Genomic DNA, 17,398 nt, shown 5'->3' with positions numbered 1-17,398 from the left:
GGCCACGTGGCGGAGCGGGGCCGGAGCAGGCTCTCAGAGGTAGGCGCCGCGGTTGGCGAGCCAGGCGCGCGGGTCCACCTTCTTACCGGACTGCCACACCTCGAAGTGCAGGTGCGGCCCGGTGGACTGGCCCCGGTTGCCGATCTCCGCGATCTTCTCGCCCGCCTTGACCTGCTGGCCCACGCTGACCGAGTAGCTGTTCATGTGGCCGTACACGTGGATCGTGCCGTCGGACAGCTGGACACGGACCCACAGGCCGAAGCCGCTGGCCGGGCCGGCCTCGATCACGGTGCCATCGGCGGCGGCGACGATCGGGGTGCCGATCGAGTTGGCGATGTCGATGCCGTAGTGGGAGCCGCCCCAGCGCGCGCCGAAACCGGAGGAGAACCGTCCCTGCGCGGGCACGACGGTCTTCGGGCGCTTCGCCTCCTCCTCGGCCTTGCGCTTGGCCTCGGCCTCCCGTTCGATCCGTGCCTGGGTCACCTGCTCGCTGTCGGTGAGCTTCTGTACCTCGGCGGAGGCGTCGGTGCTCCGGGAGACCGGGAGCAGTTCGGGCGCACCGGTGGGGGCGTCACCACCAACACCGAATGCTGCGGTGGCGTCCTGGGAGTTCGCCAGCGGGGTGACCCCGTCGGAGTCCGAGGATCCGACGGCTTGCAGGGTCTGACCAGCGGCGGCGGCCGCGAACGCGCCCGCGGCGACAGCCGCGACGACGACCCGGCCACGCAGTGCCGAGGACGGCGCGGGCAGCCGGTGGGCACCCCGGACCCGAACGACGGCACCATCGTGCGCGTCATCCAAGGCCGGGGACGAAGCTTGACCGCCGGGGGAGCGGTGTCGAGCCAAGACAGGGCCTTCCGTACTCGGGGAGCCAGATCTTCGGACGCCGGGCGGGGGATCCCGGGGAGCGGTTTCGGGGGGACCGCTCCTGGCCTGCACAGGCCTGTCCGCTTCGTGATCTGACTGTAATGGGGACCGGGGGACAGTAACGAAGGGGCACCGATGTCGGCAAGATGCCGTCGGCGTGTCGGCCAAACGAGGAGTCGTTGGCCGTCGCCGTTACGGCGGATCACTCAAGGTAGAGCGTGCATTACTCCGATCAGTGTGACGTGTGTTACATGCGGCCAACCTTCCCGGAACTGCCGCATCGCCCCCGCGGCACGGGCGCCACCGGCGTCGGACAACACATCACACACCGTGGTGCTTGCTAGCGTCATGACCGATGAACGTGATGCGAAACGAGCGTGGTGCACACCCGCGGCCGGGCCCGCCGTCCCCGCGCGGCCACCGGGTGGGTCGAGCCGGGCCGGGGCACGGTGTGATCCCCGCCGCGGACACCTCCGGGCGGCGGCCGGCACCGGATTGCGCCTGACCCTCGATGGCCTCGACGAGTGAGTCGCGCCCCGGGGGCGCGCGCCCGATTCACCCGGCCCCGGGTGAAGGACCTTCGCGTATCGGCAGGGAGGCGAACGAGCGGGGTGCGGCTGGACGGACCGGGGTCCCGCTGGCCGGGGTGTTGACCGCGGCGGGCGCGGGTGCGGTGTTGCGCGCGGTCGGTGCCAGCCTGCCCGTGGTCGAGGGCGGCTCGCCGGGCTTCACCAGCGCGCCGATGCTCGTCGCGCTCGCCGTGCTCCCCGCCGCACTGGCGTTCGGCCTCGCCGCGGCGGGACGCCGGGTGATCGCGGCCGGGGTGCTTGCTGGGATGGCGGCCCTCGTGCCCGGCAGCGTCGTGCTCGACCTGCAGTTCGTGGTCGACGCCTCGCTGGCGGCGCGCCCCGAGCTGTACCTGCCGCGGACGGTGGCCTCCCCGCCGCCGACCACGGGTTTCTGGTTGCTGCTCGCCGGTCATCTCGCGATCGGTATCGCCGGGATACTCGCCGTGCGGGTGATCCGGCGGCGTCCCGAGTTGGACGACGGGCTGCCCGAGGCCGGCAGGCGGCGGTGGCTGCCGCTGGCCGTGTCGATGGGCGTGGTCGCCTCGGTTGGGCTGCTGATGGCGCCGTTCACCTCCGAGGACCTCTACCTGCTCGGTCGCGGTGCCTTCGAGGGTTCGACGGCCCCGCTGGTCGGTTCCCTGCTGCTGGCCTGCGCGCTGCCGCTGGCCGCGGCCGTGGGGGTGAGCTCGGGGGTGACCGGGCTGGCCAGGGGGGTGCTGTTCGGGTTGGCCATCGGGCTCACCGGGCTGGCGCTGCCGGTCGCCGTGTCCTGGCACCTGCCCGGGTTGAGCGGCAGCGCGGGGCCGGTGCTGGTGCTGGTGGCCGCGCTGGCACTGGCGGCGCTGGGTTGTGTCCGGTTCGCCGCGGGCGAGTCACGGGAACGCACCGGTGACCTCGGTGACGCCGGTGACCCCGGTGACCCCGGTGACCCCAGTGACACGGCCGAGGCCGGTGAGGCACGACTGCCAGGGCTGGGCAGGCTGCAGTTCGCCACCGGGGTCCTCGGCCTGCTGACCGCGGCCGCGGCGCTCGCCGGGGCGCTGTCCGACCAGCTCGTCGCCGAGGCGCCGTTCACCGCGCCGGACAGCCCCGCACGCACCTCGCTGCTGATCGCCGGGGCGCTGGTCGGTGTGCTCGCACTGGGCATGTTCGTGCCGGGGCTCGCCGCGCTGATCCGCCCCGCGCTGTCGGTGGCCTGGGCCGGGGTGCTGCTCACCGGCACGGCCGTGCTGGATACCGGTGTGGCCGCCACCGGGATCCAGAACAACCTGGTGCAGCTGGGTCGCGGGGTGCTCTGGGTGTCGGTGGCGCTGGTCGGAGCCGCGCTCACGGCCTGCTGCTCGGTCGTGGCCGGGATGGTGGAGCGCGAGGACGGCGGGCACGGCCCGGACGGTGCGGCGCCCGCCACGGCCGGACCGAGCCTGACCGCGCCGCTCGTCGCCGCCGCGATCCTTGCCGTCGGCGCCTTCGGCACGCCGGTGACGGTCGCACCGGACTACACCGCACCCGGGCTGTGGTCGAGCCTCGGCACCCCGTCGATCGGGCTGCTGGTCGGGCTGCTCACCGTGCTCGGCGCCGCCGCGCTCGCTCCGCGCAGCCGGCCGCCGCGCGCCGCCGCGCTGCTGCTGGGTGCCGCCTGCGTACTGGGACTGCGGGCCGCGGAGCTGCCGCTGGCCGGTGCCGAGATGGTCGGCGCGAGCCCCGGCACCGGCCTGTGGATCGCCGTGGCAGGCGCGCTGGCCCTGCTGCTGGCCGCCGGGATCGCGCTGGCGGGCGATCGCGAGCGCCGATGACCGTGGCCGGGCCCCCGCCCCGGGTGGTGCTGGTCGAACCGGGTGCCGCCGCGGATCGGCCCGGCGTGGCCACCGTGCGCACGGCCCGCGCGCTGCGCGACGCCGGCGCGGAGGTCGTCTACGGCGGATGGTTGTCCACCGTGGACGCCGTGCTCCGCACCGTCGAGCAGGAGGACCCGGACGTGGTCGGGATCACCGTGGCCACCGAACCGGACCGGGAGTTCCTCGCCAGGGTCCGGACCGCGCTGCCCGGGCTTCCGGTGCTGGAGACCGGCCCCGAGCTCACCGATCGGGTGGCGCGTGTGGCGGGTCACAGCCCGTCACGCTGGTCGAATGACCCTCAGTGACCGACCTCACCAGGTGCGCCGTCCCCGTCCTCTGCGCAGGTCGCTAGGGTCGTCGGCGTTCAACCGGATCGGAGGCGGGCCCATGCCCGGAGGGCCGCGCTCCGACACCGAGCACAGCAACGTCGCGTGTCGTCAGGAGACTGGAGAGTGGACCTCTACGAGTACCAGGCGAAGGATCTCTTCGCTGCCCATGGAGTGCCGGTGTTGCCGGGTTCTGTGGCGGAATCTGCCGAGCAGGCGCGGGTCGTGGCCGAGGGGATCGGTGGCCCGGTGGTGGTGAAGGCGCAGGTGAAGACCGGTGGTCGGGGTAAGGCCGGTGGGGTGAGGTTGGCTGCGGATGCGGTGGAGGCCGAGGCGAAGGCCGCGGCGATTCTGGGGATGGATATCAAGGGGCACAGGGTGCGTCGGGTGTTGGTGGCCGCGGCTTCGGAGATCGCGGAGGAGTATTACTTTTCGTTCTTGTTGGATCGGGCGAATCGGACGTTTTTGGCGATGGCCTCGGCTGAGGGTGGGGTGGAGATCGAGCAGTTGGCTGTGGAGCGTCCGGAGGCGTTGGCGCGGGTGCCGGTGGATCCGCTGAGGGGGGTGGATGGGGATCGTGCGCGGGAGATCGTGCGGCGGGCGCGGTTCCCGGAGGCGGTGGTTGAGGAGGCCGCGGGGGTGGTGGTGCGGCTGTGGGAGACGTTTGTGGCGGAGGATGCCACGTTGGTGGAGGTGAATCCGCTGGTGCGGGATCCGGAGGATCGGGTGATCGCGCTGGATGGCAAGGTCACGGTGGATGACAATGCCGCGTTCCGTCAGCCCGGGCATGCGGGGTTGGTGGATGAGCGGGCGGAGGATCCGTTGGAGGCCAGGGCCAAGGCCAAGGATTTGAACTATGTGAAGTTGGAGGGGCAGGTCGGCATTATCGGTAATGGTGCCGGGTTGGTGATGTCCACGTTGGATGTGGTGGCGTATGCGGGGCAGCGGTATGGGGGTGTGGCGCCGGCGAACTTCCTGGACATCGGGGGTGGCGCCTCGGCGGAGGTGATGGCCGCGGGTCTGGATGTGGTGTTGCATGATCCGGATGTGCGGTCGGTGTTTGTGAACGTGTTCGGTGGGATCACCGCGTGTGACGCGGTCGCGACGGGGATCGTGGAAGCCCTGAAGATCCTCGGGGACGAGGCGGCGAAACCGCTGGTGGTGCGGCTGGATGGCAACAATGTCGAGCAGGGTCGGCGGATCCTGGCCGAGGCGGCGCACCCGCTGGTCACGGTGGTGGACACGATGGACAATGCGGCGGACAAGGCCGCCGAGCTGGCAGCGGCAGGAGCCTGAACACCATGGCGATTTTTCTCAACAGTGACAGCAAGGTGATCGTGCAGGGCCTGACCGGCTCGGAGGGGATGAAGCACGCCACCAAGATGCTGGCCTCCGGCACCACGATCGTGGGTGGGGTCAACGCCCGCAAGGCCGGGCAGAGCGTCACCGTCAACGACCGGGACCTGACGGTGTACGGCACGGTGGCCGAGGCCATGACCGCCACCGGCGCCGACGTCAGCGTGATCTTCGTGCCCCCGACGTTCGCCAAGGACGCGGTGATCGAGGCCATCGACGCCGGCATCGGCCTGGCCGTGGTGATCACCGAGGGCATCCCGGTGCACGACGCGGCCGCCTTCTGGGCCCACGCCGTCGCCACCGGCAACACCACCCGCATCATCGGCCCCAACTGCCCCGGGATCATCTCCCCCGGCCAGTCCAACGCCGGCATCATCCCCGCCGACATCACCGACACCGGCCGCATCGGCCTGGTGTCCAAGTCCGGCACCCTGACCTACCAGATGATGTACGAACTGCGGGACATCGGGTTCTCCACCGCCATCGGCATCGGCGGCGACCCCATCATCGGCACCACCCACATCGACGCCCTGGCCGCCTTCGAGGACGACCCCGACACCGACGTCATCGTCATGATCGGCGAGATCGGCGGCGACGCCGAAGAACGCGCAGCCGACTACATCCACCACCACATCAGCAAACCCGTCGTGGGCTACGTCGCCGGCTTCACCGCCCCCGAAGGCAAAACCATGGGCCACGCCGGCGCCATCGTCTCCGGCTCCAGCGGCACCGCCCACGCCAAAAAACAAGCCCTCGAAACCGCCGGCGTCAAAGTCGGCAAAACACCCACCGAAACCGCCGAACACGCCCGCGAGCTCTACAAGAGCCTGCACTAGGTGTCTTGTTCAACAGTCGGGTTGTTCAGCCCCGCGAAGCGTCTCGCCAGTGCTGTGACCTGCAACGACCTACCGCCCGTCGCTCACCGCCACCCCACTGGTGGCGCTGCGTGCCGCGGTGACCACGGGCCTGGCGGCCCGCGGTCGCCGGGTCGTTCCGAACAACCCTCCAGGGCACCGTAGCGGCACGGAAAGGCAGTAGTGAGCGGGGCCGGGCACCAGCGGTGGTGCCCGGCCCCGCTCGCATGCGACGGTGGCCCGGAGCCGTCCGGAAGGTGTGCGGGCGAGGTGTTGCCCGCCGCGCTCAACAACACGGCCAGGGCCACGCAACCGATCGGGTCGGCGTCGCGTCGGACTACCGGCACGCGATATCCGCAGGTGCGCTAGCTTTTCACGGACCGAACGACAGGAGAGAAGGATGACCTTCCCGAGCAGTGGGCCCGGCTACTCCCCGCAGGGCGGTGGCCCACAGCAGCAGCCGCCCCAGGGGCCGGGTAGCGGGCCGTTCCCGCCGCAGACCCCGCCGGGGCAGCAGGGCGGTGGTGCGATCGGGACCCTGAACATCGCGGTTCTGCTCGGCCTCGCGGTCACCGTGCTCGGCCTCGTGCAGTACTTCATGGGGTTCTCGGACGAGGCCTCGCTCGCCGGCTGGGCGACCGTGTACCTGCTGGTCGCCGGCCTGCTCGCGGCGCTACGGGTGCTGCCGAACGGGCCGAAGGTGATGCCGTTCGTCGCGCTGTTCAGCGTGCTCGGCGCGTTCCAGTCCGTCGATGCCATGGTGGGGATCGGCGAGAACGCCGAAACCCCCGGCATCATGATCGTGGTGCTGATCCTGGGCATCCTGCAGATGCTGGTGGCGGTCGCGGCGCTGCTGTTCGACCACAACGTGCTCAAGCTGCCCGCGCCGAGGCCGCAGGCGCCGTACTCGCCCTACGGCCAGCCGTACGGGCAGCAGCCGCAGCACCCCCAGGGCCCGCCTTCCGGCGCCTTCAACCAGCCGACCACCTATGGACCCCCGGTCACGCCGGGTGCCTCGCCGGGCCAGCAGCCCACCCAGTACGCCTCCCAGCAGGGGCAGTTCTACCAGGAGCAGCAGCAGGAGCCCGGCCGCAAGCCGGAGACCCCGCCCGGGGGGTCCAACCAGCCGGGCTGACCGCGGGCACCGCGGCTGTCCAGTGGGTTCGTTGTGTCCTGTTCAGAAGTCGGGCGATCCAGCCCGTAGCGTGCGTCACCAATGCCGCGAACCCGCAACGACCTCTCGCCCGTCGCTCACCGCCACCCCACTGGTGGCGCCGCGTGCCGCGGTGACCACGGGCCTGGCGGCCCGCGGTCCGCTGGGTCGTTCTGAACAGCCCTCGTGGTGCCCCGATTGGGTGGTGTGGCTGGGACCATGCGGCACCGGCGGCGTGCCTCACCCGGATGGCGCAACCACGATGCGATCGTACGCAGATGGAGTTGATCACCTCGCCCCCCGACGCGGCGGATGCCGCGCGGCAAGGTGATCCGTCCGCGGGTCAGGAGGTGTCCCGGGTCGCCACGGTGCGGATCCTGCTGGCCACCGCGGTGGGGCCGCTGGTCACCGGCTACACGGCCGTCGCGGCCCTGCTCGCCCTGATCACCGCCATCGCGCCGGGCGCGCACTTCTCCACGGCCGGGGTACTGCTGGCGGCGGGGCCCGGCTGGCTCGCCGCTCACCAGGTCCCGGTGCAGCTCACCGGGCATCCGCTGGGGGCCCTGCCGTTACTGCCGACGGTCGGCCTCGTCCTGCTGGTCGCCTGGACCGCGGCCGGGGCCGCGCAGCGGCTCGGCTACCGCGAGCCGGGGCAGGCGCTCACCCTGATCGGCGTGCTGGGCGGCACGCACGCGTTGTTCGGCGCCACCATCTCGACGCTGTCCCGGGATGCCCCGGTAGACGCCGACCCGCTGCCCGCGTTCCTGATCCCCGGCCTGGTGGCGGCACTGGCCGCGGGGATCGGGTCGGCGGGTCGCTGCGGCCTGCTGGCCGTCGCCCGCCGCTACCTGGATCCGCTGGCCCGGCACGGGCTGCGCGCGGGGGCGCTGGGGATGGCCGGGTTGCTGACCGCGGGCGCGCTGGTCTTCACCCTGGGTTCGGTGCTCGCGGCACCCACGATGCACGAGTTGTTCCAGCTCAACGCGCCGGGTATCGGCAGCGGTGCCGGCATGCTGCTGCTGTGCCTCGGTTACCTGCCGAACGCGGTGATCGCCGGTCTCGGCTTCGCCGCCGGGCCGGGATTCTCGATCGGTTCGGTGACCGTCAGCGCGTTCGGCCTCGAGGGCGGACCGGTTCCGGGGCTGCCGGTGCTGGCCGGACTGCCCGAGGAACATGCCCGCTGGTGGCTGGCCTTGCTGGCCCTGCCGGCCGCGGCGGGCGCGCTGGTCGGCTGGTCGGTGCGGCGGATCGACGCGAACCCGGCCGTGCGGCTGCGTGCGGTCGGTATCGCCGGTGCGCTGGTGGGGTTCGGGGTCGTGCTGCTCGGCACGCTGGCCTCCGGGCGGCTGGGCAGCGGCGCCTTCGATCCGATCTCCATCCCGGTCGGCACCCTCTCCGTAGCCGCGTTCTGCTGGATCGTCATTCCCGGCGCGGCGGTGGCCTGGTTCGCCGGCCCGCACGCCCCCGTGCCGCCCGCCGAGCCCACCGCGGAGGAGAAGACCGTCGAGCTGCCGGTGACTCTCGTCGAGGAGCCCCAGGATTCCCCGGATCCGGCGGAGGACGAGTCCACCGAGTCCGCCGAAGACACCGAGACCGGCGAAGCCGACACCGGGACCGGCGAGGCCGACGAAGCGGCCGGCACCGAGGACACCGCGCTGGACGAGGCCGGGGAGCAGCCGGCCACCGCCACCGCCACCGACGCCGTCGACGACGCTGATGCCGATGACGACGCTGATGCCGATGACGACGCTGATGCCGATGACGTTGACGCCGATGACGCCGGGCCGGAGGAGTTCGGCCGGGAGCGTTGACCGCCGCGGAGCGGGCGGTCGGACGGCGTCTAGGGTGAGGTTTGCCAGGTGACCCCCTGGGCGCCCGAGCGCGCAGGCCTGACAAGGAGACCGTTCTGCCTACCCGATTGCAGCTGCCCACCCCGGTCCGGCTCGTGGTACTCGCCTCCGGTTCGGGCACCCTGTTGCAGGCGCTGCTGGACGCGGTGGGGCAGCCCGGATATCCGGCCACAGTGGTGGCGGTGGGCACCGATCGCGCCGGGGTGGAGGCCTTGGGCAGGGCCGAGCGTGCCGCGGTAGACCACTTCACGGTCCGCGTCGCCGACCATCCCGACCGTGCCGCCTGGGACAGGGCGCTCACCGAGGCCGTCGCGGCCCACCAGCCCGATCTCGTGGTCTCCGCAGGGTTCATGAAGCTGCTCGGGGAACGTTTCCTCACCCGCTTCCCGAACCGGGTGCTGAACACCCACCCCGCGCTGCTGCCCGCGTTTCCCGGGATGCATGCGGTCGCCGACGCGCTGGCGGCCGGGGTGAAGGTGACCGGGTCGACGGTGCACTTCGTGGACGCGGGCGTGGACAGCGGCCCGATCATCGCGCAGCAGGCGGTGCCCGTCGAACCCGATGACGACGAGGCGAGCCTGCATGAGCGGATCAAGGCGGTAGAGCGCGAACTACTGGTGGACGTGGTCGCGAAGCTGAGCCGTGCGGGCTGCACGGTGGACGGACGGAAGGTGAGGATCAGGTGAGCGAGCAGGTCGTCCCCGCGGGGCAGCGCCCGGTCCGGCGCGCGCTGATCGGTGTCTCGGACAAGACGGGGTTGCTCGAACTCGCGACCGGGCTGCATGCGGCGGGCGTGGAGATCGTGTCCACCGGCGGCACCGCGAAGGTCATCGCCGACGCCGGGGTGCCGGTGACCCCGGTCGAGGAGGTGACCGGGTTCCCCGAGTCACTGGACGGTCGGGTGAAGACCCTGCACCCCCGGGTGCACGCCGGCCTGCTCGCCGACCAGGACCGGCCCGAGCACCTGGAGCAGTTGCGCAAGCTCGGCATCGCCGCGTTCGACCTGCTCGTGGTCAATCTCTACCCGTTCACCCAGGCGGTCGCCTCCGGCGCGAACGAGACGGACTGCGTGGAGAATGTCGACATCGGCGGGCCCGCCATGGTGCGCGCCGCGGCCAAGAACCACGGCAGCGTGGCGGTGGTGGTGGATCCGGCCCGCTACGACTGGGTGCTGGAGCGGGTCCGCGAGGGTGGCTTCCAGCTCGCCGAACGCAGGCGACTGGCCGCGCAAGCGTTTGCGCACACCGCGTCCTACGACACCGCGGTGGCCTCCTGGTTCGCCGGTTCCTACGCCCCCGCCGACGACTCCGGATTCCCCGACTTCGCCGGCGCCACCTGGCGGCGCGGGGAGGTCCTGCGCTACGGCGAGAACCCGCACCAGCAGGCCGCGGTGTACCGCGACTGGCAGGGCGGCCTGGCACACGCCGAGCAGTTGCACGGCAAGGCCATGTCCTACAACAACTACGTGGACACCGACGCGGCCCGCCGCGCGGCCTACGACTTCACCGAGCCCGCGGTGGCGGTGATCAAGCACGCCAACCCGTGTGGCATCGCGGTCGGCGCGGACGTGGCCGAGGCGCACCGCAAGGCGCACGCCTGCGATCCGGTCTCGGCCTATGGTGGGGTGATCGCGGTGAACCGCACCGTCACCCGTGCGGCCGCCGAGCAGATCGCCGATGTGTTCACCGAGGTCGTCCTGGCTCCCGGCTTCGAGCCGGAGGCGCTGGATGTGCTCGGCAGGAAGAAGAACATCCGGCTGCTGCGACTGCCCGAGTTCCCCGCGGCACGTACCGAGTTCCGCCCGATCTCCGGCGGCATGCTGGCGCAGACCGTCGACCGGATCGACGCGCCAGGGGACGACCCGGCGAACTGGACGCTCGCCACCGGCGAGCCCGCCGATCCGGACACCCTGGCCGACCTTGCCTTCGCCTGGCGCGCGGTGCGGGCGGTGAAGTCGAACGCGATCCTGCTCGCCGCCGACCGGGCCACCGTCGGCGTCGGTATGGGCCAGGTGAACCGGGTCGACTCGGCCCGGCTCGCGGTGCGGCGCGCCGGGCAGCGGGTCGCCGGCTCGGTCGCGGCCTCGGACGCCTTCTTCCCCTTCCCCGACGGCCTGGAAGTGCTGCTGCACGCCGGCGTGCGCGCGGTGGTGCAGCCCGGCGGTTCGGTGCGCGACGCGGAGGTGACCGCGGCCGCCGAGGCCGCGGGTGCCACCGTCTACCTCACCGGTACCCGCCACTTCGCTCACTGACTCCAGCCCACGCGGCGTGTTTGCCGCTCACGTACGTGAGTTTGCCGCTCACGTACGCGCGTTGGCCGTTCGTGTACCCGTGTTGGCCGCCGACCTCCGGGTCCGCCGCGTTTCTTCCCCCGCACACCGGCTCTGACCTGCGCGGAAGTGCCGGGGCGATGTTGGCTTGACATCCGCCGTCGTTCGGTGTTGACTAGGCCTCGATCGAACACGCGTTCGATCGAACCACTGCCTTCCCCGCGGTGGACAAGAACGCACCAACGGTGCCGAGTGGGCCACGACTCACCCGGTACCCGCCGGTGGGGCCCTGTCGTCGTGTGGGAGGTGGTGCTGGTGCTGGGCGAGTCGGCGACCAGTGTCCGGGGCGCCGGGGTGGGGATGCCCGGTGCCCCGGCGGTCGCCAGGCTGGCCTCGTTACCAGGGGTGCGCACGGCCAGCGGGGTGGCCGTCGATGTCGAGCACGCGCGGACCACGGGACAGGTACTGCCGGTGCTCGGGGAGTTGGCGGAGCTGCTGCCTCAGGGTGGGCTCCGCAGGGGCAGCACGGTGTCGGTGCGGGGATCGACATCGTTGCTGTTGGCCCTGCTGGCCGAAGCCACGGCCGGCGGGTCATGGGCGGCGGTGGTGGGCATGCCGAACCTCGGCGTAGTAGCCGCTGGGGAACTCGGGGTCGAGGTCGGCAGGCTCGCTCTCGTTCCGCGGCCGGGTGCGGATTTCGCCGCGGCGACCGCCGCCCTGCTCGACGGTGTGGACCTCGTGGCGGTGGGTCCACCCGACGAGCTGGCCGGGTCCCGGACAGCGCGACGACTTTCGGCGAGGGCGCGACATTACGGCTCCGTACTGCTCTCCCTCGGTCCATGGCTGGGTGCGGACATGGAACTGCGGTGCGTGGCGGGGCGATGGTCCGGCCTTCGCGGGGGTCACGGTTACCTGCGTGAACGGCGTGTGATGGTGCGGGCCGCGGGCAGAGGTGCCGCGGCTAGGCCGGTTCGCGCGGAGCTGGAGCTGCCGGGACCCGGCGGATCGGTCGCCGCCACCGGAGTGGTGCCGGTGGCGGCGACCGCCTCCGAGGGGCGCGGGGATCTCGAGGAGGTGGGGTGACATGACGCGTGCACCGTCCATACCGGACGGATCGCGAGTGGCCGTGGACGGCGACCGGGTGCCGGTGCGGATGCTCGTGTTGTGGTGCCCCGACTGGCCGGTGACGGCCGCCGCGCTGGCGGCCGGGGTGCCGGCGCACCTGCCCGCCGCGGTGTTCGCGGCCAACCGGGTGGTCGCCTGCTCCGCGGTAGCGCGGGCGAGCGGGGTCCGGCGTGGCATGCGGCGCAGGGATGCCCAGTCGCGCTGCCCCGAGCTCGTGGTGTTCGGCGAGGACGCCGGGCGGGACGCGCGTATGTTCGAGCCGGTCGCCGCGACGGTGGAGGAGCTGACCGTCGGCGTGGAGGTGGTGCGGCCCGGCCTGGTCGCGGTACCGGTGCGGGGTGCCGCGACCTACTTCGGTGGGGAGAACGAACTCGTCGAACTCCTGCTGGACCACGTCTCCGTGCATGCGGGGATGGAATGCCAGGTCGGCATCGCCGACGGGCTGTTCGCCGCCGTGCTGGCCGCGCACCGCTGCCTGCTGGTCGAAGCCGGGACGGCGGCGCGGTTCCTCGCCCCGCTGGGCATCACCGAACTCGATCAGCCGGGTTCCGACCGGGGCGAGCTCGTCGACCTGTTGCGCAGGCTCGGCCTGCGCACCCTGGGCGCGTTCGCCGGACTCACCGAGCGGGACGTGGCCACCCGGTTCGGTACGGCGGGAGTGCTCGCGCACCGGCTGGCGCGGGGCCGGTCCGAACGGCCGCCGCATCGCCGGCGGCCACCGCCGGAGCTGGCGGTGACGGAGTCCTTCGATCCCGTGCTGGACCGGATCGACGCCGCGGCGTTCACGGCGAAGACACTGGCGGAGCGGTTCCACACCGGGCTCGCCGCGCACGGCCTCGCCTGCACCCGGCTGGGTATCCACGCTACGACCGAGCGGGGCGAGCAACTGACCAGGGTGTGGCGGTGCGCCGAACCCCTTACCCCGCAAGGGATCGCCGACCGGATTCGCTGGCAGTTCGAGGGCTGGCTACGCGCGGGGGAAGGGGACCGGCCGACGGCGGGGGTGTCCCAGCTGCGGCTGGAGCCGGAGGAGACCGTGACGGGGCGGTCGCTGCAGTTCGGCTTGTGGCAAGGGAGTTCCGCCGGATCCGCCCTTGGCGGGCTGGGCGGGGAGCAGGCGCCGGCGACCGAGCGAGCGGGCCGGGCGCTGCTGCGGGTGCAGGGGCTGCTCGGGCCGGAGGGTGTGGTTACCGCCGTTCTCGACGGTGGCCGTGACCCCGCCGAGCGGGTCCGCCTCATCCCGTGGGGAGACGACCGGGCGGTCGCGGGTGACCGGCAGGCGCCGTGGCCGGGCCGGTTACCACCGCCGTCCCCGGCGACCGTGTTCGCGCGGCCGGTTCGCGCGGTGGTCACCGACTCCCTCGGCACGGAGGTGGACATCACCGAACGGCACCGGATCACCGCGACCCCCCACCGGGTGGCGCTCGGCACCGGTCCCGCGCGGCGGGTCCGCGACTGGGCGGGGCCGTGGCCGGTGGCCGCGCAGTGGTGGGACCCGCACGGCAGGGGCGCCCTGGCGCGTGTCCAGGTCCTGCTGGAGGAGGCGGACCAGTCCGAAGTAGCACTGTTGCTGGTGTGGCAGGGAAATGATCCGACCCAAAATCGTCCATTATGGATAGTAGAAGGGATGTACGACTGATGAACGCTGAGTACTTCTCCGGCTTCGGCGAGCAACCGCGGCGCGGGAAGCAGTCCCCGTGGCGGCCGGAGGGCGACCCGCGCGGCACCTTCACCGCGGCCGCGAACCGGGAACTGGCCGTGGTGGTGGATATCCCGGCCCCGAGGGCGTCCCCGGAGAACCGGTCCGGCTGACCGGGCCGCGGTGGTATCCGCATGGGCTGGAACAACCCGCCGATCCCGTGGTGGGAGCTCGAACGAACCCTGTCCGGCAGGCCGCCGGCCGAGGGATCGGGAGATGGCGGCGACAGTCCCGCCTGGACTCGACGGCGCGAGGATTACCTGCCTCCCGCCGATCTGCGCTCGTTGCGGGGCGCGGATGACGGCGGCAGCGGGGCCAGGGTTCCCTACGCCGAGCTGCACTGCCATTCCAACTTCAGCTTCCTCGACGGGGCCAGCCACCCGGAGGAACTGGTCGAGGAGGCGTCCCGGCTCGAGCTGGACGCCGTCGCGATCACCGACCACGACGGTATGTACGGGGTGGTGCGGTTCGCCGAGGCCGCCCGTGATCTCGGGGTGCGGACGGTGTTCGGCACCGAGCTGAGTCTCGGGCTTTCCGGGCCGCAGAACGGGGTCGCCGACCCGGAAGGGGAGCACCTGCTCCTGCTGGCCAAGGATGCCACGGGATACGCGGGGCTCTGCCGGGCCACCACGGCAGGCCAGCTCGCCGGGCACCGGGAGGTGGCCCCTGGCGAGCGCCGGGCGGAGAAGGGGCGCCCGGTGTATGACCTGGAATCCGTCGCCGCCGAGGTGTACGACCGTTGCGCGGTGCTCACCGGCTGCCGCAAGGGTGGGGTCCGGCGGGCGCTGGCCGAGCGGGGTCTTTCGGCAGCGGAGGCCCGGCTGCGGCAGCTGACCGACCTGTTCGGCCGCGACAACGTGTTCGTCGAGTTGACCGACCACGGGTTGCCCGAGGACGGCGAGCGCAACGACGCGCTGGCGGAGTTGGCCGCCCGGATCGGGCTGGCCACAGTGGCCACCAACGCCGTGCATTACGCGACCCCGGAGCGCGGCAGGCTGGCCGGGGCGATGGCGGCGATCAGGGCACGCCGCGGCCTGGACGAGATGGCGGGCTGGCTGCCCGCGGCCGGCGCGGCGCACCTGCGCTCGGGCGCGGAGATGGCGGCCAGGTTCGCCCGCTACCCCGGGGCGGTACAACGCGCGGCGCTGCTGGGCATCGAGTGCGCCTTCGACCTGAAGCTGGTCGCCCCGGAACTGCCGCCGTTCGACGTCGAGCAGGGGCACACCGAGGCGAGTTACCTGCGCAAGCAGGTCTATCTCGGGGCGGCCCGGCACTACGGCCACGCGGAGGACAGGCCCGAGGCGTACCGGCAGATCGCGCACGAGCTGGCGATCATCGAGCGGCTGGGCTTCCCCGGCTACTTCCTGATCGTCTGGGACATCGTGCGGTTCTGCGAGCAGAACGACATCCTCTGCCAGGGCCGTGGCTCGGCCGCCAACTCCGCGGTCTGTTTCGCGCTGGGCATCACCAAGGTCGACTCGGTGAAGTGGAATCTGCTCTTCGAACGGTTCCTGGCCCCGGAGCGGGACGGTTACCCGGACATCGATCTGGACATCGAGTCCGATCGCAGGGAAGACGCGATCCAGTACGTGTACCGCAAGTACGGCCGGCTACGCGCGGCCCAGGTGGCCAACGTGATCACCTACCGCGCCCGTTCCGCGGTCAGGGACGCCGCGCGGGCGCTCGGTTACTCTCCCGGTCAGCAGGACGCGTGGAGCAAGCAGATCGACCGCTGGGGTCCCCTGCGGTCCACCCGGCACGACCATGATCACGACATCCCGGAACCGGTGCTCGAGCTGTCCGGTGCGCTGGAGGACTTTCCCCGGCACCTCGGTATCCATTCCGGCGGGATGGTGATCTGCCACCAGCCGGTGAGCGAGGTGTGCCCGATCGAATGGGCACGGATGGCCGACCGCAGCGTGTTGCAGTGGGAGAAGGACGACTGCGCGTCCATCGGCCTGGTCAAGTTCGACCTGCTCGGGCTGGGCATGCTCTCCGCGCTGCACTACATGATCGACCTGGTGCGCGAGTACGAGGGTGTGCGGATCAACCTGGCCGGGTTGGACCTCGAGGACAAGCGGGTCTACGAGATGCTCCAGCGGGCCGATGCCATCGGTGTGTTCCAGGTGGAGAGCCGCGCGCAGCTGGCCACCCTGCCCCGGCTGGCGCCGGAGAAGTTCTACGACCTGGCCATCGAGGTCGCGCTGATCCGGCCCGGCCCGATCCAGGGCGGTTCCGTGCACCCCTACATCCGGCGGTACACGAAAAAGGAGAAGTGGGAGCACGACCATCCGTTGCTGGCGAACGCGCTGGACAAAACGCTGGGAGTGCCGCTGTTCCAGGAACAGATGATGCAGATCGCCGTGGACGTGGCTGATTTCAGTGCCGCGGAGGCGGACGAACTCCGGCACGCGATGGGCGCCAAGCGGTCGGGCAAGAAAATGGAGCGGTTACGGCAGCGCTTCTACGAAGGGGCGAAGGCAAAGGGCGTCGAGCAGTCGATGGCCGAACACATCTTTCGTAAGCTGCAAGCCTTCTCCAACTTCGGGTTCCCGGAGAGCCACGCGTTGAGTTTCGCCTACCTGGTGTTCGCCAGCGCCTATTTCAAGCGCTACCACCCCGAGGCGTTCTGTGCCGCCCTGCTGCGTGCGCAGCCGATGGGTTTCTACTCCCCGCAGTCTCTCGTCGCCGATGCCCGGCGGCACGGGGTCACCGTGCTCGGGCCGGATGTGAACGCAGGCCTGCCGCACACCACCCTGGAACCCGGGGAGTCCGGCCTCGCCGTGCGGATCGGCCTCGGCACGATCCGTGCCATCGGTACCGCGGTGGCCGAGCGGTTGGTCGCCGAGCGGGACCGGGGCGGGGAGTTCGCCGATATGGCCGATGTGGCCCGGCGGGTCCGGCTGACCACGCCGCAGGTGGAGGCCATGGCCACGGCGGGCGCCTTCGGCTGCTTCACCGAGGACCGGCGCAAGGCGCTCTGGGCCGCGGGAGCGGTCGCCGAGGAGCGCCCGGAGAAGCTGCCGGGCGGCAGCGTGGGCATGGCCGCGCCCACCCTGCCCGGAATGGACGAGTCCGACCTCGCCGCCGCGGACGTATGGGCGACCGGTCTGTCCCCCGGCAGCTTTCCGACCCAGTTCATCCGGTCCCGGTTGGACGCGCTCGGGGTGGTGCCAGCGGACCGGTTGCCCGAGGTCGAACACGGCACCCGGGTACTCATCGGTGGTGCGGTGACCCACCGCCAGCGCCCCGCCACCGCGAGCGGGATCACCTTCCTCAACATCGAGGACGAGACCGGGATGATCAATGTCGTGTGCTCGCTCGGGCTGTGGCGGCGGTATCACCGGATCGCCCGCTCCAGCGCGGCGCTGCTGGTCCGCGGTGTCGTCGAGCGCGCCGACGGGGTGGTGAGTGTGCTCGCCGACCGCCTGCAGCACCTGCCGATGCGGATTCCGAGCAAGTCAAGGGACTTCCGGTGACCTGTGACAGGCTCGC

The 17,398-nt window shown here is 71.8% G+C and carries 13 protein-coding genes; 12 read left to right on the top strand and 1 reads right to left on the bottom strand.

The genetic code is table 11. The features are described from left to right. Positions 1-33 precede the first annotated feature (33 nt). Complete coding sequence (locus FB471_RS14030; protein WP_246076399.1) at positions 34-801, bottom strand: M23 family metallopeptidase; 768 nt, start codon at positions 799-801, stop codon at positions 34-36. Positions 802-1,378: 577 nt separating this feature from the next. Here FB471_RS14030 and FB471_RS14025 point away from each other — a divergent pair. The 12 genes from FB471_RS14025 to FB471_RS13975 all read left to right on the top strand — a co-directional run bounded on the left by FB471_RS14025 (position 1,379) and on the right by FB471_RS13975 (position 17,382). Further along, positions 1,379-3,229 carry a hypothetical protein gene (locus FB471_RS14025; protein WP_141998525.1) on the top strand — a complete coding sequence of 617 codons (1,851 nt, stop codon included), beginning with the start codon at positions 1,379-1,381 and terminating at the stop codon, positions 3,227-3,229. After that, entirely contained in the window at positions 3,226-3,576 is a 351-nt protein-coding gene (locus FB471_RS14020) for a hypothetical protein (RefSeq protein WP_246076398.1), read from the top strand. Before FB471_RS14025 ends, FB471_RS14020 begins: the two co-directional genes overlap by 4 nt. A 147-nt stretch (positions 3,577-3,723) precedes the next feature. Further along, positions 3,724-4,893: an ADP-forming succinate--CoA ligase subunit beta gene (gene sucC, locus FB471_RS14015; protein WP_141998524.1), complete on the top strand. Its 1,170-nt coding sequence runs from the start codon at positions 3,724-3,726 to the stop codon at positions 4,891-4,893. Between the two features lie 5 nt (positions 4,894-4,898). After that, positions 4,899-5,789, top strand: a complete 891-nt coding sequence (sucD, locus tag FB471_RS14010; RefSeq protein WP_141998523.1) for a succinate--CoA ligase subunit alpha — start codon at positions 4,899-4,901, stop codon at positions 5,787-5,789. A 418-nt stretch (positions 5,790-6,207) separates the two neighbouring features. Then, the gene (locus FB471_RS14005; RefSeq protein ID WP_141998522.1) at positions 6,208-6,942 is read left to right on the top strand and encodes a DUF5336 domain-containing protein; all 735 of its coding nucleotides are present in this window, start codon (positions 6,208-6,210) and stop codon (positions 6,940-6,942) included. Between the two features lie 296 nt (positions 6,943-7,238). Next, entirely contained in the window at positions 7,239-8,771 is a 1,533-nt protein-coding gene (locus FB471_RS14000; protein WP_211358029.1) for a cell division protein PerM, read from the top strand. A 107-nt stretch (positions 8,772-8,878) separates the two neighbouring features. Beyond that, positions 8,879-9,496, top strand: a complete 618-nt coding sequence (gene purN / locus FB471_RS13995) for a phosphoribosylglycinamide formyltransferase (protein WP_141998521.1) — start codon at positions 8,879-8,881, stop codon at positions 9,494-9,496. Next, complete coding sequence (purH, locus tag FB471_RS13990; protein WP_141998520.1) at positions 9,493-11,061, top strand: bifunctional phosphoribosylaminoimidazolecarboxamide formyltransferase/IMP cyclohydrolase; 1,569 nt, start codon at positions 9,493-9,495, stop codon at positions 11,059-11,061. The genes purN and purH overlap by 4 nt, the downstream gene beginning before the upstream one ends. A gap of 378 nt (positions 11,062-11,439) precedes the next feature. Next, entirely contained in the window at positions 11,440-12,162 is a 723-nt protein-coding gene (locus FB471_RS13985) for a hypothetical protein (protein WP_142001913.1), read from the top strand. Between the two features lie 70 nt (positions 12,163-12,232). Further along, positions 12,233-13,843: a DNA polymerase Y family protein gene (locus tag FB471_RS13980; RefSeq protein WP_142001911.1), complete on the top strand. Its 1,611-nt coding sequence runs from the start codon at positions 12,233-12,235 to the stop codon at positions 13,841-13,843. Further along, on the top strand, positions 13,843-14,016 hold the full coding sequence (locus tag FB471_RS34110) for a hypothetical protein (protein WP_170220807.1): 174 nt from the start codon (positions 13,843-13,845) through the stop codon (positions 14,014-14,016). The genes FB471_RS13980 and FB471_RS34110 overlap by 1 nt, the downstream gene beginning before the upstream one ends. Positions 14,017-14,037: 21 nt before the next feature. Then, on the top strand, positions 14,038-17,382 hold the full coding sequence (locus FB471_RS13975) for an error-prone DNA polymerase (protein ID WP_141998519.1): 3,345 nt from the start codon (positions 14,038-14,040) through the stop codon (positions 17,380-17,382). Positions 17,383-17,398 lie beyond the last annotated feature (16 nt).

Origin of the sequence: Amycolatopsis cihanbeyliensis (assembly GCF_006715045.1) — a bacterium.
Classification (GTDB): Bacteria; Actinomycetota; Actinomycetes; order Mycobacteriales; family Pseudonocardiaceae; genus Amycolatopsis; species Amycolatopsis cihanbeyliensis.
This window is presented reverse-complemented; position numbering and strand designations above follow the sequence as displayed.